The organism is Acinetobacter sp. WCHA39, assembly GCF_002165385.1.
Lineage (GTDB): Bacteria > Pseudomonadota > Gammaproteobacteria > Pseudomonadales > Moraxellaceae > Acinetobacter.
In genome coordinates, this window is sequence record NZ_NHRP01000041.1 from 1 (window position 1) to 22,616 (window position 22,616).

A 22,616-nucleotide genomic window follows, 5' to 3' on the forward strand; every position below is an offset into this window, starting at 1 on the left:
GTCATCATATTCGTCGTCAGAAAACAAGTATTATGCCATTATTTCAATGAGTTATCTTTTTTTGTCGTGTACAGAGATTTTAATTATAAAAATTAGAATTATGTAAGAGGTCTTTTATCATTCTTAAGTAAAAATATAATTTCGTTCAATGCAATATTTTATAAAACATTAAAGTGATACTATGAATGGACATTGCATTAATATCGCAATTTCAGGTATAAGTTTAAAAGTTTCAGATGAATTAAAAATAGAACTTAGAAAAACAATACCTCATGAATTTGGCATCAACTGGATCAATATTTCAGACCCAAATCTCGATTTATTATTAATAAATGAAAACTTTTTTGATACTGAAGGTATCCAACGTATTATTCAACAAAAACAATTACCATGTTTAAAAATTTCTAAGGGGCAAGGTTCTTGCCAAATCGACGAGGACAACACACTCTACCTTCCCTTTCAACAAACCGATGCCTTAAAGAATTGGATACAACTTAGATTGCTAAGTTATATTTCTAATCAACAACCTAAAAATGATTTTCTATCTAATCATAACGCTGTAAGTGAAAAGTTTTTAAAGGATATGCTAAGCCCTGAAAATGCTCGTCTTCATCTTTTTGATGATCATGGGACTTTAGCGATCATTGATACGCGTAGTCAGATTGCATGGTTAGAACCAACTCGCATACACACGCAAACCAATCATAGCTTTAAATATGAATTTGCGACCACTTTTGATTGCACAAAAGTTTCTCGTAAAGTTGAATATGACTTACAGGATTGGTTATGGAATTTATTTTGGCATTCTTTAGATTTTCAAAGACTTGCGCCGAATGAAAATGAATATTTTAAAATTGAACATTGGCCTCAACCTAGTCAAAGTACGGATCGAAAAATTATACTTTTGCTTTCAGCATGTTTTATACAAGGAGCTCAACTTTCACAAGTGGCAACGCAATTAAAAATCCCAATTCAAACGGTTCAACAATTTATTGCTGCCTGCATCATTTCAAATAATGGAGACATTATTCCAGCAACAGAAAGTCATTATTTGAAATCAGAAGCAGCCGAACAGCATGTTGAAGAACACAACTTTTTTAATAAATTTTTCGGCAAAATTAGACGCCGATTTGGGCTTTAAGGAATTATATGATTTTACAACAATATAAGATTGTATTTGCTGGAAGTATGGGTGCTGGAAAAACTGAAGCGATAAGATCACTTTCTGAAGTTCCAGTACTCGCAACTGAAGCATTCAATACAGATAGTCAGGCTCATAATAAAATGCAAACTACGGTTGGCATTGATTATGGTGAAATTACCTTAGATGATGGTGTCAAAATCGGACTATATGGCACACCAGGTCAAACCCGTTTTGATTTTATATGGCCAGTGATTTGCCAAGGTGCTCTTGGTGTTATTATTTTAATAGATCATAATAGTAAACTCCCACTTGATGAACTTGAGGGGTATTTAGATACATTTAAAGACTATACAAAAAATATATCAATTGGTATTACTCATATTGATGAGAACAAAGGTCAGCCAACTTCCATTTATCGGGAGTGGCTGATCCAGAATGAGTATCAATATCCCCTGTTTTTTATTGATGCGCGTAAACAGGAGCATGTTCTGCTCATGATTGAATCACTCATCGCGGCATTAGAAGTCAATTTAAGAGCAACAAATTAATCACTTTATAAAGAGAAGAATTATGTTCAGTATTCCGAGCCAGCAACGTACAGCACCCAAAGAACTTATTCAAATGGCGAAAGCTCAGGCGAATGACATCTTAACGAATATCCGTGGTATTGATTACATTATGCTTTGTTCTACGGATGGATTTGAACTGGCTTCCGTTTATAAGAAGAATCCTTATAACAGTACCAAGTTAGCTGCTGTAAGTAGTTCAATTTTAGCAATGGTCAGTGCATTTTTAAATGAAATTCATTTAACTGGATGTCAGAGTATCACGCTTGATGCTGAAAATGGTAAAGCAATCCTAACTTCGATTCCTGCACCACACCATCCGATGGTGATGGTGACACTCAGTAATAAGGATGTTCTACTCGGACAGTTGCTTTATAGCTTAAAACAGGCTAGTGCAGCGATTGTAGCCGCTGATCAAACATAATCCTTAACTCATTGATTAATCAGAAAGGAAATTCAACACACTCATTGGTCTCAATTGAAAAGCTATTAAAAAGCTAGGCGTAGAACCTAGCTTTTTAATTCGCACATTTTATGCAATCGCGACATTTAATAATAATTGTCGTTTTTTCACTTGTTGTCCAATTTGACCAATCAACTCATCTACCACGCCGTCAACATCCGACTTGATTTGTTGCTGGATTTTCATAGCCTCCAAGATCAATAAGGTTTGTCCCTTAACAACCGTGTCTCCAGCATTAACCAATAGATTCACAATCGCCCCATCCATCGGCGCACGGATTTTACCATCCCCTACCACTTCAGCAGCTTCAGGTGCAGCATAGGTGATATTTTCAATCACTAAATTACCGTTTGCTGCATCTAAGTAGAGTTGGTTTTGATCAAGTACATAACTCAATTTACGGCGCACACCATCAACCTTATAGATGATCTGAGTATCACTTATCTCAACCACATCCACCGTACTTTGCTGATCACATAATCGCACGGTAACTTGCTGTTGATCTATCTCAACTTGTAGAGACAGTTGTTGATCTGCACATTTCAACTTTAATGGTAGCGGTGTTGCAATACCTGTTTGCCATGCTGTTTTTGAAGCTTTGTGTTGCGCAAATAGTGTTGCTGCAATCGCTAAACTTTCAAGGGTTGGAACCTGTTGATGCAGGCTGACATCATCCTGAAAATGCTGCTGGATAAATGCAGTATTGGTATCACCCGCCACAATAATCGGATGACGCAATAAATTCACCAAAAATTGTTTATTGCTATTTACACCAAGCAATACACAATCATCAACAGCACGTGCTAATAGACGAATCGCATCCTGACGAGTTTTGCCATAAGCAATCACCTTCGCCACCATCGGATCATAGAATGGGCTAATTTCACCCGCCTCTAACATGCCATGATCAATACGGACATTAGGCAACGCCGCAGGCTGCCAACGTAATACTTTTCCCGTTTGTGGCAAGAAGTCCTGACGTGGATCTTCGGCGTATAAGCGTACTTCAATCGCATGGCCATTTAGAGTCAGTTCATGTTGTTGTAACGGCAGAGTTTCACCATTGGCGACACGCAGTTGCCACTCGACCAAATCTAGTCCCGTAATCATTTCTGTCACAGGATGCTCAACTTGTAAACGAGTATTCATTTCAAGGAAATAAAACTCGCCAGACTGATCCAGTAAAAATTCAACCGTACCTGCGCCGATATAATCACAGGATTTTGCTGCCGCCACCGCAGCTTCTCCCATTTTTTGGCGTAACTCAGATGTCATTACTGGGCATGGTGCTTCTTCCACCACTTTTTGATGACGGCGTTGAATTGAACAGTCTCTTTCAAATAGATAAACATAATTGCCATGTGTGTCACCAAACACTTGGATCTCTACATGACGAGGTGCGATCACCGCTTTTTCAATAATTAATTCACCTGAACCAAAGGCATTTTCGGCCTCTGAACGTGCAGTTTTTAAAGCTTCCAACAAATCAACAGACTGCTGCACCAAACGCATGCCACGTCCACCACCACCAGCAGATGCTTTGACCATCAATGGAAAACCAATTTTTTCCGCTTGCTCAGCCAAGTGTTCAATCTCTTGCTGATCACCCTCATAACCAGGTACACACGGTACACCCGCTTCAATCATGGCAATTTTAGATAAACGCTTACTGCCCATTAAATGAATCGCAGCGGCGTTTGGCCCAATAAAGGTGATACCGTTGTCGCTACAAGCTTGGGCAAAATCGGTATTTTCAGACAAGAAACCATAACCAGGATGGACCGCATCTGCGCCTGTCTTTTTGCAGGCTTCAATGATATTGGTGATCGACAAATAAGATTCTGAAACTTTAGATGGCCCGATATAAACCGCCTCATCGGCAACTTGAACATGGCGTGCATTTTCATCTGCATCTGAATACACAGCAACGGTCTGATAGCCCATTGCTTTGGCCGTTTGCATCACACGAACTGCGATTTCACCACGATTTGCGACTAAAACTTTTGAAAATTTCATCATTGCTCAGTCCAATTTGGCAAACGTTTTTGAATAAAGGCCATCGTGCCTTCCTGCCCCTCTGCCCCACCAACGGCTTGAGCAAACTGCTGTGCAGCAGCATCCAGTAAAGAATCTAGAGGCTCATTTAAAGTTCGATGCAATAAGGCTTTGGTGGTACGGGATGCCAACGGCGCAGCACGTTTGATCTGTTGAATGGTATCAGCAAGCAATTGCTCAAGCTCAATATGATCACGTACAACTTCATGTATCACACCTAACTTCTGCGCAGTCTCACCATTAAAACGTGAACCTAACAATGCCAAACGACGCGCTTGGGTCAACCCAATCCGTTTCACTACGAACGGTGCAATTTGTGCAGGTAATACCCCAAGCCCTGTTTCAGGTAAGCCAAACTGAGCATTATCACGACTAATCGCTATATCAGAGACACATGCTAAGCCAAAGCCACCGCCGAGCACTGCCCCTTCTAAAATTGCAACAACCGTTTGAGGAGCTTGATCAACTTGTTCAATCATGGCACCAAAACAGCGGTTAAAATCAACATAAGGCTGTAAACTGCCCACATTCGCCGCTTCAACACGCAAAGCTGCCATATCTTTAATATCACCACCTGCACAGAAATGCCCACCTTTACCACGCAAAATAACCGCACGAATAGACAAATCATCAGCAATTACAGCAAAGATCTGTTGAATAGCATTAACCATGTTGAGACTCATGGCATTACGGCTTTCAGGTCGGTTCAGCCATAGCGTTAAAATACTGCCTTGTCGTTCAAGCTGGATGCTGTCATCCACTTGTAAAGTATCCAGATTACTCATTTTATTCCTAATTTTTCATTCTTAATCACAGGTTAGCTATACAGGATCAACGTCATACGCAACCACATGATCACAGGGGCAGCATTACCTGGATCAAAGATCCTTGCCCAACATATGACATTGTTATAACCCAGATGACCATGACCTCAGCCCCTCACACAACCCAGTCATGCTTCACAATATATCCCCACTTTACAAACCAAGCAAGTGCTTGGTTTGTAAAATAAGCATTATCATGCGTGATTAGCTTTGGCGGTACGCACCACAGCGTCTATATCTACCTCATCAATTTGATGAGGTGGAATAAACTGTTGGGCATAATCCAGCCATAAACGACTTTGGACAAAATAGATAAACAGTGTACGGTCAAGATGATTTTCCTGACACATTTTTGCCATGATCATCAGCGACTCAGAAATGGTTTTGGCAGATTTGTAAGGACGATCCGCGGCAGTGAGCGCCTCAAAAACATCGGCCAATGCCAGAACGCGCTCCTCAACAGACATTTGTGCCGCTTGTAAGCGTCTTGGATAACCCTGTCCATCCATACGTTCATGATGGTTAGTGGCAAGGTCGGGAATACGCTGCAAATGCTTGGGCCAAGGTAATTTGGTCAGCATAATCAGGGTCTGGACGATATGATTGTTAATCGCAAAACGATCTTCGCTGGTCAGTGTCCCTCGGCGAATACTAAGATTATAAATTTCCCCAGTATTTCTTTGGTAATGTGGAAGTTGCATGTCAAAACCATGCATGTTTAATGGATCATCCCGCTCTACATGGGGTTTATAATTTTCATCCCATGCAACGATATGCTCAGGTTTATCTGCCAATAGTCGCTCCTGTACGGGGAGTGATGGCGCAGGATGATGATAAAGTGACTGTTCCAGTAGCGATAGCCCAAGACGGTTATCAAAATGACGTAACCATGTTCGCTGCCCGATCTGTTCTAAACGTAAAATCGTCTCATCACTTAAAAACTCTCCTCCAATATTGCATTTGGCAATAAAGGCAAAATCATCCTGTAGTTGCGCATACTGTGCATCACGCTGGGCTTCCGCACATGCCTGTTCTGTTCCTGTCAGTTGTGCCTTTAGACACGCTATCTCGGCATCCCGATATAACACTTCAAAACGGGTACGGATTTCATGGATACGGTTGTACAAGGTTTCCAGTTTGGTGGCTTTGTCAATAATATGTTCAGGCGTGGTAATCTTACCACAGTCATGTAGCCATGCTGCCAGACGGAAAGCCTCACGATCATCCGCATTGCAATGGAAATTAGCATATTGCCCTTGTGTTTCTGCTGACAAGTGATCCACAATCATCATTGCCAGTTTGGGCACACGACGACAATGGCCTCCTGTATGGGCACTCTTAGTATCAATCGCATCGGCAAGAACCAGAATAAAAGCCTCCAGAAGCGCTTTCTGTGATTCAATCAATTGCCTGGTTTCAATTGGAATTGCCAACATTCCAGTTAACCGTTCACTAAAAATCAGGAAGTTTTGTGACGTATGTTCATGATCACCTTTATGCTCTAAAATCACATAACCCAAAATGTGTCCATCACGCCCGCGTATGGAAAAGGCCTGACACAGGGCATGGCGGTTAGGCTGCTGATTCTCAATGTTACCCAATTGTGCCGCAACGGCATCCACCTGATCTTGTCGTCCATAGGCGGCATTTTTTTGCCAACTGTTATCTTTTGACTGGTAAAGATACACTGCGCCACTATCACAACGAGCGGCCTCTACAAACAACCGAAGCACTTTATTCAGCATGGTATCAATCTGCGGTTCAGCTTGCAGTACCTGACTGATTTTTAACAATGCTTCCATGGTACGGCTCACATCATCCGTAACATCCGTCAATTGATAGGCTTCATACAACAAACTAAACTCAGGGCTAGGACGACTAAAATCAAAATGTGACATCTGCCGAACACGACGAATATGCTGTTCAATAATCTGGCCAATACGATGACCAAGCCATGCCCCCAAAGCAAGAAGCAGCATCCCCAAAACAATCGCAATCCCAATCATCTGGCGGCGATAAACAGGCAAATCCTTGAGTAGCTCTTGACTTGGAATGGCAACCAATAGCTGTAGCCCCAGTTCACGATATTGGGCAAGTTCAATCTTTCGCCCAAACCATTGTTGATCATCAGCCTGATAGGTCATCACCTGAGTTTGTGATGGTAACTGCCACAACTGTAATAAGGCTGTGTTTTCCAAATGTTGCAGTGCAGGGGCTTGTGTGTTGGATGTGGCTTGATCAATAGCTGAACCCATATTGACCCCAATCACTCCACCCTGACTATCCACCAATGCAATTTGACTATGGGGGGTAATACTCAATTGTTGCAGTGCATCCTTAATTCCATTTAAGGGTAAATCCATCGCAACAATCGCATGTGGATTACTACTGCGCATGGAAAGTGTTACACCCATCAAAGGTGTATCTGCATAAATATAGGGTTTTGAAATGGCAACATCTGTGGTGGCAAGCGCATTGTTATACCAGGGACGTTGCCGAGGATCATACACATAGTCTGGATCTATACGTTGCTCAATCAAGTTGAGCTGCTGATCATAGAATAAAAGTTGGTGTGTACGCTTTTCTCCTACCTGTCCCAACAATGTGCGAACCACGTATTTTGCCTGTTCTGGTGCGCGATAGCTCTGACGTAATGTCGCCTTGGTTAATGGACTCACCAGAAAATAATCACCATTATCATAGCCAATATACACAGCCGTTAATAATGGATTGGCATACAAATTGGTAGTAAAGGCCTCTAGGCGTTGCAACCGCTGGGGCAATGTGCTGGCTTCAACCACAGGATCAAAAGCCAGAACGCGCAGCAATGCTTCAGCAGGATCAATAATTTGTTGTACTTTTTGTTCCGTGATTTGACTGGTCATTTCCGCCTTGCTAGTTGCGGCATCCAGAAGCAAAGTCTTTGCCTCAAACCAGTTAACTGTTGTAAAAGTGACGGATGTCAATGTGATGGCAATGATCATCATCATGGTCATCACCATGCGAATACGCCATTTATGTTGGAGCCGCTGCATTATGCTTTGCATATCTTTGTTCCATGTGTTGTATGTTGCACACGACAAAAGGCCAATATTTTTTTAAATATTCTGGGTATTTGTATAACATTCTATTTTAGTAGGTCATCACAAACATCATAAGTGAATACCCTGAACATGACAATCCAGAGGGAAAAAATTGCGATGAATTGAAAAAATTAAATAATTGATATCAAATAAATATTGATGTTTTTATAAAGATTTTACAACTATTGTTATAGGTAAAATATTTCGTTTTATTATCGGGATAATGCAAAGCCACACTTTAGCCACTTGATGTATACCAATCTTTCAGCATTTTTAATTTTACCTTTCTAAATCCTCCCTACCACGATGCTTAAGCCGCATCTCAGGGAAGATTTAGACATGGGTAAAATATAAATTAACTTTAGATCACCCTTTCTGCTTCTTCGGCAAGATATCCATCAATTTACAGATAATTCCGAGCATGATTTCATCTGCACCACCACCAATGGAACCTAAACGTCCATCACGATACAACTGTGATGCAGGGTTCTCCCACATAAAGCCATTTCCACCCCAATATTGTAGGCAGCTATCCGCCACTTCTCGAGTTAAGCGCCCTGCTTTGAGCTTTGCCATCGAAGCCATCATGGTGACATTTTCACCAGCAATGTGTTGTTCACAAGCTTGATAAGTAAGTGCTTTTAGTGCTTCAACTTCAGTCATCAATTCAGCAAAACGGAAATGCACATATTGATTATTGATGAGTGGCTGACCAAATGTCGTCCGTTCTTTCGTATAATCAATGGTTTGTTGAATCACATTTTCCAAACCACCCACAGCATTTGCACATGCCCACATACGTTCTTCCTGAAACTGCATCATCTGCATCATGAAGCCCATACCCTCAGCACCCACCAGATTGCGCTGTGGTACACGAACGTTATCGAAATAAACTTGAGCCGTTGTGGTGGAGCGCATTCCTAGCTTATTCAGTGGTTCTGAGAAACTAATGCCTGCAGTCTTCGCAGGAACAATAATCATTGATTTATTAACATGCGGTTTGTCGTCAGAAGTATTGGCAAGTAAGCAGAAGAAGTCCGCTTGCAGTGAATTAGTAATCCACATTTTGCTGCCATTAATCACATAATCATCACCATCTTTTTTTGCGGTGGTTTTAACCGCTGCAACATCTGAACCTGCATGCACTTCTGAAACTGCAATCGAAGCCACATATTCACCACGAATCGCAGGATTCAGAAACTCTTCTCTCAGTTCTTTACTACCAAAACGAGCAAGTGCAGGTGTTGCCATATCGGTTTGTACACCAATCGCTAGAGGCACACCACCACATGCTGCACGTCCTAATTCTTCTGCCACCACGAGGTTATACGAATAATCTAAACCCAAGCCGCCGTTTTCTTCGGGCTTACAAATACCTAACAAGCCTAAATCTGCCATTTTCTTAAAGACGTCATGGATCGGAAAACGTCCCGCTGCTTCCCATTCTGGAATAAACGGATTAAGTTCGTTTTCTACAAACTGACGTGCGGTACGGCGTAATGCTTCATGCTCTGCGGTAAATTTCATTATTTTTTTCCTTAAAAATTGTTTTTCCCCTCTCCCTCAGGGAGAAGGCTAGGATGCGGGTATTAAAAATTAAAATCTAGACACACCAAAACGCGTTGGATTTAACTCGCGTTGCTGTGCTTCATAAATGGTCTGTAGCAAGAAGATCAATACTTTACGTGTATCTCTAGGATCGATAATGCCGTCATCATGTAACATCGCTGTATTAAATAAAGCGGTCGATTGCTGTTCCAATTTCATCGACGTACTTTGTTCTAGAAAATCCAACATTTGTGGATTCGGCTCCATACCTGAAGCTTTTTGCTTCCCTTCAGCCACGATACGCAACACTTTTCCAGCTTGAGCTGAACCCATCACCGCCACATGTGAATTTGGCCATGCAAAAATAAAGTTTGGCGATAAACTACGTCCACACATGGCATAGTTACCTGCTCCATAAGAACCAGCAACAATGATCGAGATTTTGGGTACAGTCGCGTTGGCAACTGCTTGGATCAGCTTAGAACCATGTTTGATAATGCCGTTTTGTTCAGCATCCGTTCCGACCATAAAACCTGTGGTGTTATGCAAGAATAAAAGTGGACGTTGGGTTTGTTCACAAAGATGAATAAACTGTGCAGCTTTGACCGCACCTTGTGGTGTGATGGGGCCATTATTGGTGATAATTCCAATATGTACCCCACCTATTTTTGCCCAACCGCAAACCGTAAGCGCATCATATTCTTGTTTAAATTCTAAAAAGTCTGAATCATCAATAATCCGCGCCACAATTTCTTTCATATCCAAAGGTTGCTTCGGATCTTGCGGAATAATGCCTAACAATTCCTCGGCTGAGTAACGAGGTTCTTTATAATCCTGATCGAGACTTTTGGTTTGTTCTTTCCAGTTCAAATGCTCAAAAATTTCACGAGCAATACGAATGCCATCAGCATCATTTTCAGCCAGATATTCCGCCACACCTGACAATTGGGTATGCATTTCTGCACCGCCCAATTCTTCGGCAGTCGCCACTTCACCTGTTGCCGCCAACAATAATGGTGGACCAGCCAACAGCATTTCGGTTTGCTTACGCACAGCAATCACATAGTCAGATAGACCTGGTTGATACGCACCACCTGCGGTGGCATTACCATGCACAACTGATACTTGTGGAATCCCTGCCGCAGACATTCGTGCCTGATTGGCAAAAGTCATACCGCCATAAGTAAATACTTCTGCCGCATAGTTCAGGTTCGCCCCACCACTTTCGGTCAATGTCACAATCGGTAATTTCTGTTCAAGCGCAATCTTTTGCAAACGTAAGGTTTTTTGTACACCCATCGGTGACATGGTGCCGCCTTTGATTGCGCTATTACTGGCAGTGACCAAAGTACGAACACCACTGACAAAACCAATTCCTGCAATAATACCCCCACCCGCTTCAGAGCCATCTTTATCATCATGCATGTTGTAGCCAACGAGACCGCATAACTCCACAAAAGGTGAATCAGCATCGAGAAGTAAACGTACCCGCTCATGCGGTAAAATTTTGCCTTTCTTATCAAACTTCGGCTTTGCTGCATAAGACTTATCAATACCTTTTTGCTGTACGGCACGCACTTCTGCAATTTGGTTTAATAAAGCATCTCTATTTTGTTGATATTGTTCACTACCAACTGCAATTTCAGATTGAAGAATCGTCATGGTTTAATCCTTGTTTGCATCTTGCACTTGGGCAGATTGTTGCTCTGCTTTTTCAATCTGATCTTTGAGTACATCAGGAATAAATGCACGATGGAAGCCATTAAAAGACTGGCTATTGGTTGCATCTGCTAACGGATACATCCGTGTTCCTTGTGAAGCAGCACCATCAACTCTTAATGTCACCCCAGAAACAAATGCAGCAGCATCAGAGAGTAAATAACAAATCGCTGAAGAAATTTCCGACTCAGTACCCATTCGTTTTAAGGGCACATTACCTGCCAAACTTGGAATAATAAATTTGGCAAAGTCACCACTGTAGTTATCCATACCAGAAGAAATAATCCAACCCGGCGCGACACAATTAACCCGAACGCCTGAACGTCCCCATTCAACTGAAGCGGTTTTGGTTAGGTTATCCACACCTGAACGTGCTGCACCTGAATGTCCCATTCCTGGCATACCGCCCCACATATCGGCAGCCATATTGACAATGCTACCACCGTGTTTTGCCATCCATTGGTTATAGGCTTCACGCATCAGGTAAAACGTTGAATGCAAGTTATTACGTACTACTGCATCAAAGCCATTGGCAGAAATACTTTCAAGTGCAGATGGAAATTGCCCACCTGCGTTATTGACAAGACCATCTAGCTTGCCAAATTTTTCAATCACTTCAGCAATCATATTTTTGACTTGTTCTTCATCACGGTTATCGCAGACGATAAAATGGGCTTTGCCACCATCTCCTAAAATTTCTTGGCTGACTTTTTCTAACTTTTCAATTTTGCGGCCAGTGATCACCACCTGAGCGCCCAAAGAAGCCAATTCGTGTGCGGTACAACGACCAATACCAGAACCTCCGCCTGTCACGACAATCACTTGGTCAGCAAATGCATCTGCCCTGAAAATTGATTGGTAAGCCATTTTAATAAAATCCATTCATGTATTATTTTGAATGCCTATACACTACCAAGCAAGTGCTTGGTTTGTAAAGTGCATATTGTGACTTAGAGTAGAAGTCATAACATTTTAAGTAATTGATTATTTTTGATGCTAAGATATTGTTCAATTTAAAATTTTTAAAATTTAAAAACTCACAATGAATACAAGTTATTATCAAAGTTCGATAGATTCTTTTTTAAACGAAAATAAAAATACAATTTTTGGACAACTGGCACGCCATCATCAACATGATTTAGAAGATTTGCAGAAAAATGCTTGGCTAGAACAAATTGAATTTCTACAACAAGCGCTTAAAGATGTTTGTGGACATTTATATTTCGAGTTTTCTATCCCCAGAATGGGCAAACGAGTAGATAACATTTTAATTATTAATAATTTGATCTGTGTAATTGAGTTCAAAGTAGGCGACAGAAATTATTCAAACTATGCTCAAAATCAAACAATCGACTATTGCCTCGACTTACAGAATTTTCATGAAGGCAGCCATAATAAAACGATTGTCCCCATTCTTATTGCTACAAATGCTCCAAGTAAACCCTCTAATATCAATGATTCATTGAACCTGACCACTTGCATTTTATGTAATAAAGAAAATTTCAAAGAGATATTGCTTCAAATTTTAGACCAAGCAAAAACTACAGAAAGCTTAGATATTCATAATTGGGAAAATAGCGTTTATAAGCCGACACCAACGATTATTGAGGCTGCTCAAGCCTTATATAAAGGTCATAGTGTTAAAGAAATTTCAAGGAGTGATGCTGGTACAATTAACCTATCAAATACCTCTCATTTAATAAATACAATTATCGAAGACTCTAAAACCCAACATAAAAAATCAATCTGCTTTTTGACAGGTGTTCCCGGGGCCGGGAAAACTCTTGCGGGTCTAAATATCGCGAATGAGCGACTTAAAGCAGATGAATCAGAACATTCAGTATTTTTATCTGGCAATGGTCCGTTAGTAGATGTATTGAGAGAAGCTTTAACCAGAGATTCAGTAGAATCTGCTAAAAAAAGTGGCCAGAGAGTTTCACGTACAGAGGCTGAACGAAAAGCCAAGGCTTTTATTCAAAATATTCATCATTTTAGAGATGATAATTTAAGAACACCTCATGCGCCGATTGAAAAAGTTGTTGTTTTCGATGAAGCACAAAGAGCTTGGCAAAAAGAACAAGTCTCCAAGTTCATGCAACAGAAAAAAGGAATTCCAAACTTTGATATGTCTGAACCAGAATATCTAATCAGTGTAATGGATCGACATGATGACTGGTGTGCAATTATATGTTTAATCGGAGGCGGACAAGAAATCAATACAGGTGAAGCAGGTGTTTCAGAATGGATTCAGTCGCTAAAAACAAAATACTCATCTTGGGATATTTATTATTCAGATAAAATTTTGGCTGAACCAAATACCTATCTAAATGATCCAGATTTATCAAATTGGTTACAGCAACATGGACATCAAAGAACTGATCTTCATTTAGCCACCTCTGTCCGCTCATTTCGAAGTGAAAAAGTTGCGTCATTAATCCAATCTATTTTAGAAAATGAAAATGATCAAGCCGCTCAAATTTACCAAGACATCAAACATAATTATCCAATTAAAATCACGAGAGACTTAGCCAAGGCAAAAGCCTGGTTAAAACATCAAGCTAGAGGTACTGAGCGAGTTGGACTGATTGCAAGTTCAGGCGCTAAAAGACTAAAAGCAGAAGGTATTTATGTTAAGAATGATATATCTCCAACTGATTGGTTTTTAAATCATCAAGATGATACCCGATCATCTTATTACTTAGAGGATATTGCAACGGAGTTCGATATCCAAGGGCTTGAAATCGACTATACCTGTGTAACTTGGGATATTAATCTTTATTATGATCAAGGTTGGCAATTTCAAAGTTTTAAAGGCTCAAAGTGGCAAAATATTAATAAAGACTCGACTAAAAGCTATCTTATCAACGCCTATAGAGTTCTATTGACTCGGGCTCGACAAGGTATGGTTATTTTTATTCCGGCTGTAGATGGAACAGACCCCACAAGACCTCAAAAGCACTATGACTCAATCTATAACTATCTCATTTCTTGTGGACTAGACATACTATAAAAAGACGTATTGATTTCGCTTGCAATATCTCGTGCAAGCGCAACTCATACACTAGTTGATATTGATGTGATCAGGCGATTAGTTTTTTGGGCACCTTCACTGGCATATCTAATAGCTGCTGTGCAAAAGCCTTACCTTGCGGATCAATCCGCAAACTGGCAATCCCACCACCACCCAATGCATTTTCCAACATAAAATTCAGTGCATTCATGGCTGGCAATTCATAACGAATCACTTTTGATTTTTCAGGATCAAGTACATGCTGCATATAGTCTGCAACATTGGCTTCTGTCAGAGCAGCACGTATCCAAGGTAAATACTCTGTCTTACGTGCAATCACCCCGATATTACTGTGATTGCCTTTGTCGCCACTGCGTGCATGTGCCACTTCAATTAACGGCACTTCAATTTCATCTCCTTGATAGCTCGCCACTTCACCCACTGAATGCAGGTTAATATCTTGTGGAGCTAAGCCTGTTGGAATCTGAACTGGATGACGTTGCCCTACAAAATCCACCTCAACCTTGATTTGATCTTTATCAATTAAGAAAGAGAAAAGCTTCACCACTGCCGAAGCTTTAGGACGACCACCAACAATCCCAGCCAATGCAGGTGCCATACCTGTAGATGCCTGTGCAATTTCCGAAGCAAAGAACATACAGGCTTCTTTAAACATGTGTTTCACAGCAATCTTGACGACCACTTCACGGCTATCTTTCACTCTGGCATGCGAACCATAGGTACATTCGATACCCAGAATCTCCACCGATTTTTCACTAAATGGCGAAACTGAACGTAAAGCCAATACACGTTCGCATTTATTTAGAATCGCATCGGCAATAGTTTGCGCTTTTTCAGGTGCTTCACGACCTGCAATTAAGAAGCTCACTAAAACACGATAACCATCCGCATAGGTAGCACTGACTTTATATTGCTGCGTTGGTGCACGACCAGTTGCACCTGTAACTTTTACTCGATCCTCACCGATTTGCTCTAAATGAACTTGGCTAAAATCAGCCGTCACATCAGGAAGTAAATAAGCTTGAGGATTACCAATCTCATAAACAATTTGTTCTGCGACTGTTGCTGTTGAAACCAAGCCACCTGTGCCTTGTGGTTTAGTCACAATAAAGGAAGCATCGGCACTGACTTCTACAATTGGAAAGCCCATATTGTCAAAGCCTTGTACTAAACGCCAATCGGTAAAATTACCACCTGTACATTGAGCACCACATTCAATCACATGCCCTGCCAATGAACCCTGTGCCAACTTGTCATAATCATCCAGTGACCATTTGTATTCATGCAGTAATGGTGCAAGTACCACAGCCGAATCGACCACCCGACCTGTAATCACAATATCCGCACCTAAATCCAAGGCATCACGGATCGCAATCGCCCCTAAATAGGCATTACTGCTGGCTACATGATGTGGTAAAGCTTCGCCATTAAACATTTCCTGAACATTTTGCTTGAGTAATTCAGCATGTTTGGGTAACACATCATCCCCAAGTACCACAGCAACTTTTAAATCCAAGCCTTTTTCATCAATTATTTTTTGTAAGGCATCACGACACGCTAAAGGATTAACACCGCCAGCATTACTAATGACTTTGATTTTTTTCTCAGCAATTTTATTAATCAGTGGCGACATAACTCGGCTAACAAAATCCAAGGCATAACCATGATTTGGATCAGTCATCATTGCCTTTGCCATGATCGACATGGTAATTTCTGACAAATAATCAAACACTAAATAATCAATATCACTTAAATGTACCAACTGAAAAGCGGCTGTGTTGGTATCCCCCCAAAAGCCTGATGCACACCCAATTTTGATTACCTTCTGATCATCCTGCTTGATGCTTGTCATGCGCTTTCTCATTGTTATTTCTAAATTGGCATAACATTACCAAGCAAGTGCTTGGTTTGTAAAGTACATAATGATATGCTGTATTGGCAAAAATAGACAAATCCAAGCAAATGCTTGTTATAAAAAGATAAGACAATTCATGAAATGAATTTTGTTACAATGCTCACTAGATTTAATAGGATAGACGGACTGGCATGATCGCAACTTCAATTGAGCAAATACCTAAAATTGTATGTTTTGACGATAGCCCACGTGGGCGTTTATTGCTTGGCGCTGCTTATCTATTTTATAAACAAGGTTATGACAAAACCACGGTTCGCCAATTGGGTGAATTTATTGGTATCCAGTCAGGTAGTCTTTTCCATCATTTCAAAAGTAAAGATGAAATTTTAGCGACTGTCATGGAACAAACCATTATTTATAACTTTGCACGGCTTAAAGAAGCGGCTGAACGTTCAAATGAGCCAGAACAACAATTACGTGATTTAATCAAAGCTGAACTGATTTCGATTACTGGGGATACAGGTGCAGCAATGGCCGTACTCGTTCATGAATGGTTTGCCCTCTCCAAAGAGAAACAAGACTATCTTCTAAAGATGCGTAATGAATATGAGCAAGTTTGGCTGAACGTGATTGAAAAATTACGTGCCCAAGGCAAAGTTAAACATGATGCATTTATTTGGCGTCGATTGGTGGGTGGTTCTATTTCTTGGTCAGTGACTTGGTACAGACCTGAAGGTAAAGTCAAAGTGGATGAATTGACTGAAATGATTTGGGAAATGGCTTTAAAATAAGTAAGATATGAGACGACATAACTTAACGTTCCACCCAATCATGGTATTTCTATTGTAAAAATTCTTTGTTAATCTGCAAGCAATATAACAGCAGAATAATAATGCCATGAATCCAGTCCAACATGCCAATATTTCGGTGAAACGTCGTGGGGGCGAGCTTGAAGATTATATTGATATTCATGCTTTGATTGACAGCACCAAAATGCTTTGTACCGATAACCGCCATCGTATCCTGCATACCTTTTGGGGGGTTCAGGAAGTGATTATTCCGATTTTTGGACATCACTTCGAAAATAGTGCGGGTAAAAGCATCGAGGTCAAAGACCTGTGCGAAAAAGATCATCTGTTAGTGGATTTCCATCACCGCTTTATTCCAACGATTGGAGACTTCGTTGCTGCAATGCAGGATATTCCTACAGATGGACTGGCTAAACGCCTCGAAAAATTCCACCGTGATGTGATTGATGATCCAAAAATTTCAGCAACACTACTCTCGCCTTTATCGGTCACAGGTCAATTAAAGTCCTTACTGATCACGCATAACAGCTGGTTTATCAATACCATTCTGCCGATGATGGGAAAAAGCGAAGCTAAATTTATTGATTTTGATATTAGTCCAGACTTCTTTTTCAATCCAATGCGTTTTGAACTCTGGATGGACAATGGAATGGCCGTCCCGCCAAGCGCAGCCAAACTGCAAGACTTAAAAATGAAAATCGCTTAATTTAAGGGGAAATAAAAATGAGCAATATCCAATACGTGATTCGTCAAAATGACTTTGCCTATAATGATGAATGGCATCTGACCAATTGTGTTTCAACTGGGGCGATCAAGCAGATTTATACAGATAAAGCTGAAGCTGAAAAGGCATACAAATCACTAGTCGTCGAAGGCTTATACTATGATGAACTATGTAACTATGACATTGGCAATGGTGAAGCAGATGATGAAATCTACGAAAAACTTGAAGCTTTAATTTTAGAAAAAACAGGAAAAACTTTTAATATAGATGATGGTGAAATTCCTAAATTGAATGAAGATGATGCTTTTGAATTTGCTAAAATCTCAGGTATTGTCTGGTACCAATTATTGGAAGTTGATGCATCACAACCCTGCTATGTGCTTTGGATCAACTCTGAAGAAGACTATTTTAGTGGCTATGAAACTGGCAGCATTATTTCTAGCCAAGATGAAAACTTTAGTGATGTTTCTTGGGAGACTAATATTTATGCAATGGACTATGCGTTTGAAGCTTTAATGGACAAACCTCTTGCAGAATTAAGCGATAGCCCGCTGTTATTCAAACAATTTATCGAACAAACTCCAGATATTCGTTACGATGCTGAAAAAGACAGTATCGAAGGTATTGCACTCGACAACATAAAATTTATTGATATCAAAGCACTAAATTCATTTCTAAAACAACCTATATTTGAAATCCGCCAAATCTCTTTAGAAGAGTTAGCTGAGCTAGAATAAATTTGAAAATAAAAAGTGCGGAAATTAACCGCACTTTTTATTTGCCATGAAGGTATTAATAGCCTAGCTGCTTACTAATCAAATCCTTCATGATTTCTTCAGCACCACCACCAATCATATTCACTTTGACTTCACGATAAATTCTTTCGGACTTCGTTCCACGCATAAAACCCATTCCACCCAAAGTTTGCACCGCAGCATCCGCACAAAATTGCATCGTACGAGTCGCTACATTTTTTGACATCGAAATTTGTGCAATGAGGTCTGCCCCTTGTAACTGTTTTTGTCCCATTCGATAAGCTGTATCTTCTAATAATGCTCGTGTTGTAGTCAATTGAGTTGCCATATCTACGAGTTTGTGGCGAACCACCTGATGATCCACCAAGCGATTTCCAAAAGTTTGTCGCTGTTTTGCCCAATCTAAGGCTTCCTCATAACAGACCAAAGCATAACCATATGCCATCGCGGCTAGCCAAAAACGCTCCATATTAAAGTTATTCATAATGACTTTAAAACCGGCGTTTTCCTCGCCCAACAAATGGCTAACTGGGACTTGGACACTGTCAAAATGCAAATGCGCAGTGTCTGATGCCCACCAACCCATTTTCTTTAATGGTGATTTGGTTATTCCCTTGCTATGCGCATCGACCAATAACATGGAAATCCCTTTGGCACCTTGGGCATTTAGATCAGTTTTGACCGCAACCGTATAATAATCTGCTCGCATTCCTGATGTGATAAAGGTCTTTTCACCATTCAAAATAAAATGATCTCCTTCTCGAACTGCTTTGGTTTTAATTGCAGCGACATCAGAACCGCCACTAGGCTCTGTAATTGCCAAGGCTGATATTTTTTCACCTGCAATAATCTGTGGCATAACTTCATTACGAATCTCAGGTCGAGCAAAATGATGAATGGGTGGTGTTCCAATGCTATGGATCATAAGCGAAATATGCACACCACCAGATCCAGCTTTTGCCATCTCAATTGCTGCCAACATCACGTAGAAGGCATCTGCATCGGGAATGCCACCATGTTCAGCATCATAGCCGAGCCCCATTAAACCGACACTTGCAGCCTTTTGATAAAGTTCTCGTGGAAATATTCCTGCCTCATCCCATTCATTCACATAAGGTGAAATTTCTTTCTCTACAAACCGTTTGACACTGTCTGCAAAGGCCCGATGTTCAGATGTGTAATAAATCGGGTTAAGTGATAAACCATCCATGTCTTTTTCCTAAATTATTATTTAACGAGTTGTTCTTTTATAAATACGGCTTTAGACCAATCTCATCATGGTTTAAAGCCTTAAAATTTCGCTTAATAACCGAGTTGGCGGCTGGCAAGGTCTTTCATAATTTCCTCTGCACCACCACCAATCATGTTCACTTTCACTTCACGATAGATACGTTCAGATTTTGTGCCACGCATAAAACCCATCCCTCCTAAAGTCTGAACGGCAGCATCAGCACAAAATTGCATGGTTTGTGTTGCTACATTTTTAAGCATGCAAATTTGTGCAATCAGTTCATTACCCTGCAATTCTGGTTTTCCTAAACGATAGGCTGTATCTTCCAATAGCGCACGAGTTGAAGTTAAACGTGTCGCCATATCTACTAGCTTATGACGAACAACTTGATGATCAATTAAGCGTTTACCAAAAGTTTGTCGCTGTTTAGCCCAATCCAAAGCTTCTTCATAGCAAACCAACGCATAACCATAGCTACTGGCTGCAAGAAAAAATCGCTCCATGTTAAAGTTGTTCATAATGACAAAGAAGCCCATATTTTCGGCACCAAGTAAATTTTTGGCTGGCACTCGTACATCATCAAAGTGCAAATGCGCTGTATCCGATGCCCACCACCCCGTTTTATCTAACTTTGATTTTCTAATGCCTTCACTATGCGCATCAATCAAGAGCATTGAAATACCATTAGCCCCCTTAGCATCAGGATCAGTACGTACTGCTACTGAATAATAATCTGCTCGAATACCCGATGTAATAAAGGTCTTTTCACCACTGACAATATAATCGTCACCATCTCGAACCGCTTTGGTTTTTAAAGCCGCAACATCCGAACCACCGCTAGGTTCAGTAATTGCTAATGCAGAAATTTTTTCTCCTGACAAAATTTGTGGTAAGACTTCAGCCTTGACCTCTTCTTGAGCAAAATGCTGAATTGGTGGTGTTCCAATCGTATGTGAAAGCAATGATGCAGCCAAACCACCTGATGCGCACTTCGCCAACTCCACTGAGGCAAGCAGAGTATAAAATGCATCCGTTCCCGCAATACCACCATAATTTTCATCAAAGCCCACACCAAGCAAGCCAATATCAGCAGCCTTTTTGTAAAGTTCTCTCGGAAAGGTTTCTGCTTCATCCCATTCAGTGATAAAAGGACTAATTTCCTTTTCAGTAAAGCACCTAACACTCTCAGCAAAGGCTAAATGTTGCTCGGTGTAATATAAAGGGTTGAGTAGCATGCTTGCTTCCTAATAATTATTGATCATTGTTTTCGAGTATTTAGTGAGCACTAAGGTATCAAAACTATAAAAACCAAGCAAGCGCTTGGCAAAATTTAAAATTAAAAAAATATTCAATTGGTTCGATTACTTTAACTTCCTACAAGGAATCATTCATCCCAATGGAACTTAGATTTTTAACAAACTACGAAATCCTCGAGTTGAATAATAAGATTGAGCACCATTGTGATAAGTGAAAACTCGTCCATAACGACAATCACAAAAATAGCTCCTCCTTTCACCCGAATATCATCTGGCGTTTTCACCCAACTCGACGTCTTTAAATCAAAATGCTCAATAGACTGTAATTGCTTATATTGCTCTTCTGTCAGCAATTCAACTCCCATCACTTCTGCTTCATCAACAGCATTGCTAATTGGTTTATGTTCTTTCCGTGCATCCAAAGCAGCACGATCATAACAAAGGCTTCTACGCCCTTTTGGTGTTTCTACAGCACAATCATAAAAGATAATTTCAGATAATTTTGAATCAAATGAAATGATATCTGGTTCTCCGCCAGTCTCTTCCATTTGATGCAATGACCATAATTTATCTGGAACTTGTTTTAATCTTTCCTCAAGCTGATACCAACTTAAGTTTAAATGTCGATCCATGTTGTTTTCAAAGCGAATTTTTAATTTTTCCAACAATAACTTCTTCTCGCTCTCAACCAATTTTTTTCCATTATATTTACACCCCACTTTTTCAATAATCTATTATTTATATCTATGTAAATGATGAAAACTAGAATAACCACTTAATCAAATTTTCACTTAAATGATCCATTTTATAAATATTTAAATTAAAAATAGAACAAAAAATACACCTGACTTTTTAGCTATTATAGAAATTTGAGTTCAGATCTTTTAGATATATATTTGATTTATTTAAGCTTAATTATTTTATAGTTCTTAGATTTAATATTAACTACGAAATAAAGTTACTAACTACTAGCCTATTTCTCCAGAGATACTCGAATTTTGCCAAAGTAGCGACAAAAATTGCTTCTCCACCAATATGCATAATTGCCAATATCGTCATTTCATGCCAAAACCACCATATTATAATCAAACAAATAATGCACCAAAATCCATTTGCTATCACAAGAATATTGATGAGAGTAGCTGATCGCCTTCTATAATTTGCTAATATAAATGAATAACATGCATACAATAAATTAGTACAACCAATAAAAATGATGATGCTTTTTGGTAAATGATACATTTGACTTAACCATTGTGCTACAAGCAAAACTATTAAACCTGCTGAAACAGCGGCACAACAATCTACCCATAAAATATTTTTTTGAATCATCGTTATAAATAATCTAAACCTTTATAAGGATATTAGCATAAACCCTATTTTCATTTTCTTATTTCAATAAAAAACACCCCCACTCTTTCGAATAGGGGTGTTTAGATTTAAAAGCTGGCGATGACTTACTCTCACATGGCAAAGGCCACACTACCATCAGCGCTAAGAGGTTTCACTTCTGAGTTCGGGAAGGGATCAGGTGGTTCACTCTTGCTATTGTC

17 protein-coding genes, 1 rRNA gene and 1 pseudogene are annotated in these 22,616 nt (G+C 40.1%); 7 read left to right on the top strand and 12 right to left on the bottom strand.

The features are described 5' to 3' along the window. Positions 1-181 precede the first annotated feature (181 nt). Genes CDG56_RS14785 through CDG56_RS14795 form a run of 3 tightly spaced genes read left to right on the top strand, consistent with a single transcriptional unit; the run spans position 182 to position 2,134 of the window. Entirely contained in the window at positions 182-1,141 is a 960-nt protein-coding gene (locus tag CDG56_RS14785) for a hypothetical protein (RefSeq protein ID WP_087548296.1), read from the top strand. An 8-nt stretch (positions 1,142-1,149) separates the two neighbouring features. Further along, entirely contained in the window at positions 1,150-1,692 is a 543-nt protein-coding gene (locus CDG56_RS14790) for a GTP-binding protein (RefSeq protein ID WP_087535628.1), read from the top strand. A 22-nt stretch (positions 1,693-1,714) separates the two neighbouring features. Further along, positions 1,715-2,134, top strand: coding sequence for a roadblock/LC7 domain-containing protein (locus CDG56_RS14795; RefSeq protein WP_087548297.1), 420 nt, complete (start codon positions 1,715-1,717; stop codon positions 2,132-2,134). A 108-nt stretch (positions 2,135-2,242) separates the two neighbouring features. Here CDG56_RS14795 and CDG56_RS14800 read toward each other — a convergent pair whose 3' ends face one another. From CDG56_RS14800 to CDG56_RS14825, 6 genes are all read right to left on the bottom strand, one after another. Continuing rightward, positions 2,243-4,189 (bottom strand): acetyl/propionyl/methylcrotonyl-CoA carboxylase subunit alpha, encoded by a 1,947-nt coding sequence (locus CDG56_RS14800; RefSeq protein WP_087548309.1) that lies wholly within the window; start codon positions 4,187-4,189, stop codon positions 2,243-2,245. Next, the gene (locus CDG56_RS14805) at positions 4,189-5,013 is read right to left on the bottom strand and encodes an enoyl-CoA hydratase/isomerase family protein (RefSeq protein ID WP_087548298.1); all 825 of its coding nucleotides are present in this window, start codon (positions 5,011-5,013) and stop codon (positions 4,189-4,191) included. Before CDG56_RS14805 ends, CDG56_RS14800 begins: the two co-directional genes overlap by 1 nt. A 233-nt stretch (positions 5,014-5,246) precedes the next feature. Then, positions 5,247-8,099 carry an HD domain-containing phosphohydrolase gene (locus CDG56_RS14810; RefSeq protein ID WP_087548299.1) on the bottom strand — a complete coding sequence of 951 codons (2,853 nt, stop codon included), beginning with the start codon at positions 8,097-8,099 and terminating at the stop codon, positions 5,247-5,249. 402 nt (positions 8,100-8,501) lie between these two features. Next, entirely contained in the window at positions 8,502-9,662 is a 1,161-nt protein-coding gene (locus tag CDG56_RS14815) for an acyl-CoA dehydrogenase family protein (RefSeq protein ID WP_005162362.1), read from the bottom strand. Between the two features lie 69 nt (positions 9,663-9,731). After that, positions 9,732-11,345 carry an acyl-CoA carboxylase subunit beta gene (locus CDG56_RS14820; RefSeq protein WP_087548300.1) on the bottom strand — a complete coding sequence of 538 codons (1,614 nt, stop codon included), beginning with the start codon at positions 11,343-11,345 and terminating at the stop codon, positions 9,732-9,734. Positions 11,346-11,348: 3 nt separating this feature from the next. Continuing rightward, positions 11,349-12,269: an SDR family oxidoreductase gene (locus CDG56_RS14825; RefSeq protein WP_087548301.1), complete on the bottom strand. Its 921-nt coding sequence runs from the start codon at positions 12,267-12,269 to the stop codon at positions 11,349-11,351. Positions 12,270-12,444: 175 nt separating this feature from the next. Between CDG56_RS14825 and CDG56_RS14830 the strand changes: the two genes are divergently transcribed. Beyond that, positions 12,445-14,412 (top strand): DUF2075 domain-containing protein, encoded by a 1,968-nt coding sequence (locus CDG56_RS14830; protein ID WP_087548302.1) that lies wholly within the window; start codon positions 12,445-12,447, stop codon positions 14,410-14,412. A gap of 70 nt (positions 14,413-14,482) precedes the next feature. Here CDG56_RS14830 and CDG56_RS14835 read toward each other — a convergent pair whose 3' ends face one another. Further along, complete coding sequence (locus CDG56_RS14835; RefSeq protein WP_087548303.1) at positions 14,483-16,285, bottom strand: acyclic terpene utilization AtuA family protein; 1,803 nt, start codon at positions 16,283-16,285, stop codon at positions 14,483-14,485. 194 nt (positions 16,286-16,479) lie between these two features. Here CDG56_RS14835 and CDG56_RS14840 point away from each other — a divergent pair, with 194 nt between their 5' ends. The 3 genes from CDG56_RS14840 (at position 16,480) to CDG56_RS14850 (ending at position 18,558) form a co-directional block, all read left to right on the top strand. After that, entirely contained in the window at positions 16,480-17,079 is a 600-nt protein-coding gene (locus CDG56_RS14840) for a TetR/AcrR family transcriptional regulator (RefSeq protein WP_087548304.1), read from the top strand. Between the two features lie 106 nt (positions 17,080-17,185). Then, complete coding sequence (locus CDG56_RS14845) at positions 17,186-17,803, top strand: DUF6915 family protein (RefSeq protein WP_087548305.1); 618 nt, start codon at positions 17,186-17,188, stop codon at positions 17,801-17,803. Positions 17,804-17,820: 17 nt separating this feature from the next. Beyond that, positions 17,821-18,558 (top strand): hypothetical protein, encoded by a 738-nt coding sequence (locus tag CDG56_RS14850; protein ID WP_087548306.1) that lies wholly within the window; start codon positions 17,821-17,823, stop codon positions 18,556-18,558. 55 nt (positions 18,559-18,613) lie between these two features. Here the strand turns inward: CDG56_RS14850 and CDG56_RS14855 are convergent, their stop codons facing one another. From CDG56_RS14855 to rrf, 5 genes and pseudogenes are all read right to left on the bottom strand, one after another. After that, positions 18,614-19,786 carry an acyl-CoA dehydrogenase family protein gene (locus CDG56_RS14855; protein ID WP_087548307.1) on the bottom strand — a complete coding sequence of 391 codons (1,173 nt, stop codon included), beginning with the start codon at positions 19,784-19,786 and terminating at the stop codon, positions 18,614-18,616. Positions 19,787-19,878: 92 nt separating this feature from the next. After that, entirely contained in the window at positions 19,879-21,042 is a 1,164-nt protein-coding gene (locus CDG56_RS14860) for an acyl-CoA dehydrogenase family protein (RefSeq protein ID WP_087548308.1), read from the bottom strand. Positions 21,043-21,210: 168 nt separating this feature from the next. Next, positions 21,211-21,695, bottom strand: a pseudogene (locus CDG56_RS14865) (DUF4256 domain-containing protein). Positions 21,696-22,008: 313 nt separating this feature from the next. Further along, entirely contained in the window at positions 22,009-22,395 is a 387-nt protein-coding gene (locus tag CDG56_RS14870; RefSeq protein WP_087546002.1) for a hypothetical protein, read from the bottom strand. A 112-nt stretch (positions 22,396-22,507) separates the two neighbouring features. Continuing rightward, positions 22,508-22,616 (bottom strand): 5S ribosomal RNA (gene rrf, locus CDG56_RS14875); the annotation flags it as partial.

Excerpts from the sequence above, each read along its gene's own strand:
- CDG56_RS14785 (WP_087548296.1), top strand. The coding sequence starts at position 182 with ATGAATGGACATTGCATTAATATCGCAATTTCAGGTATAAGTTTAAAA.
- CDG56_RS14845 (WP_087548305.1), top strand. The coding sequence starts at position 17,186 with ATGAATCCAGTCCAACATGCCAATATTTCGGTGAAACGTCGTGGGGGC.
- CDG56_RS14800 (WP_087548309.1), bottom strand. The coding sequence starts at position 4,189 with ATGAAATTTTCAAAAGTTTTAGTCGCAAATCGTGGTGAAATCGCAGTT.
- CDG56_RS14850 (WP_087548306.1), top strand. The coding sequence starts at position 17,821 with ATGAGCAATATCCAATACGTGATTCGTCAAAATGACTTTGCCTATAAT.
- CDG56_RS14840 (WP_087548304.1), top strand. The coding sequence starts at position 16,480 with ATGATCGCAACTTCAATTGAGCAAATACCTAAAATTGTATGTTTTGAC.
- CDG56_RS14855 (WP_087548307.1), bottom strand. The coding sequence starts at position 19,786 with ATGGATGGTTTATCACTTAACCCGATTTATTACACATCTGAACATCGG.
- CDG56_RS14825 (WP_087548301.1), bottom strand. The coding sequence starts at position 12,269 with ATGGCTTACCAATCAATTTTCAGGGCAGATGCATTTGCTGACCAAGTG.
- CDG56_RS14805 (WP_087548298.1), bottom strand. The coding sequence starts at position 5,013 with ATGAGTAATCTGGATACTTTACAAGTGGATGACAGCATCCAGCTTGAA.
- CDG56_RS14795 (WP_087548297.1), top strand. The coding sequence starts at position 1,715 with ATGTTCAGTATTCCGAGCCAGCAACGTACAGCACCCAAAGAACTTATT.
- CDG56_RS14835 (WP_087548303.1), bottom strand. The coding sequence starts at position 16,285 with ATGACAAGCATCAAGCAGGATGATCAGAAGGTAATCAAAATTGGGTGT.
- CDG56_RS14870 (WP_087546002.1), bottom strand. The coding sequence starts at position 22,395 with ATGATTCAAAAAAATATTTTATGGGTAGATTGTTGTGCCGCTGTTTCA.
- CDG56_RS14860 (WP_087548308.1), bottom strand. The coding sequence starts at position 21,042 with ATGCTACTCAACCCTTTATATTACACCGAGCAACATTTAGCCTTTGCT.
- CDG56_RS14815 (WP_005162362.1), bottom strand. The coding sequence starts at position 9,662 with ATGAAATTTACCGCAGAGCATGAAGCATTACGCCGTACCGCACGTCAG.
- CDG56_RS14790 (WP_087535628.1), top strand. The coding sequence starts at position 1,150 with ATGATTTTACAACAATATAAGATTGTATTTGCTGGAAGTATGGGTGCT.
- CDG56_RS14820 (WP_087548300.1), bottom strand. The coding sequence starts at position 11,345 with ATGACGATTCTTCAATCTGAAATTGCAGTTGGTAGTGAACAATATCAA.
- CDG56_RS14830 (WP_087548302.1), top strand. The coding sequence starts at position 12,445 with ATGAATACAAGTTATTATCAAAGTTCGATAGATTCTTTTTTAAACGAA.
- CDG56_RS14810 (WP_087548299.1), bottom strand. The coding sequence starts at position 8,099 with ATGCAAAGCATAATGCAGCGGCTCCAACATAAATGGCGTATTCGCATG.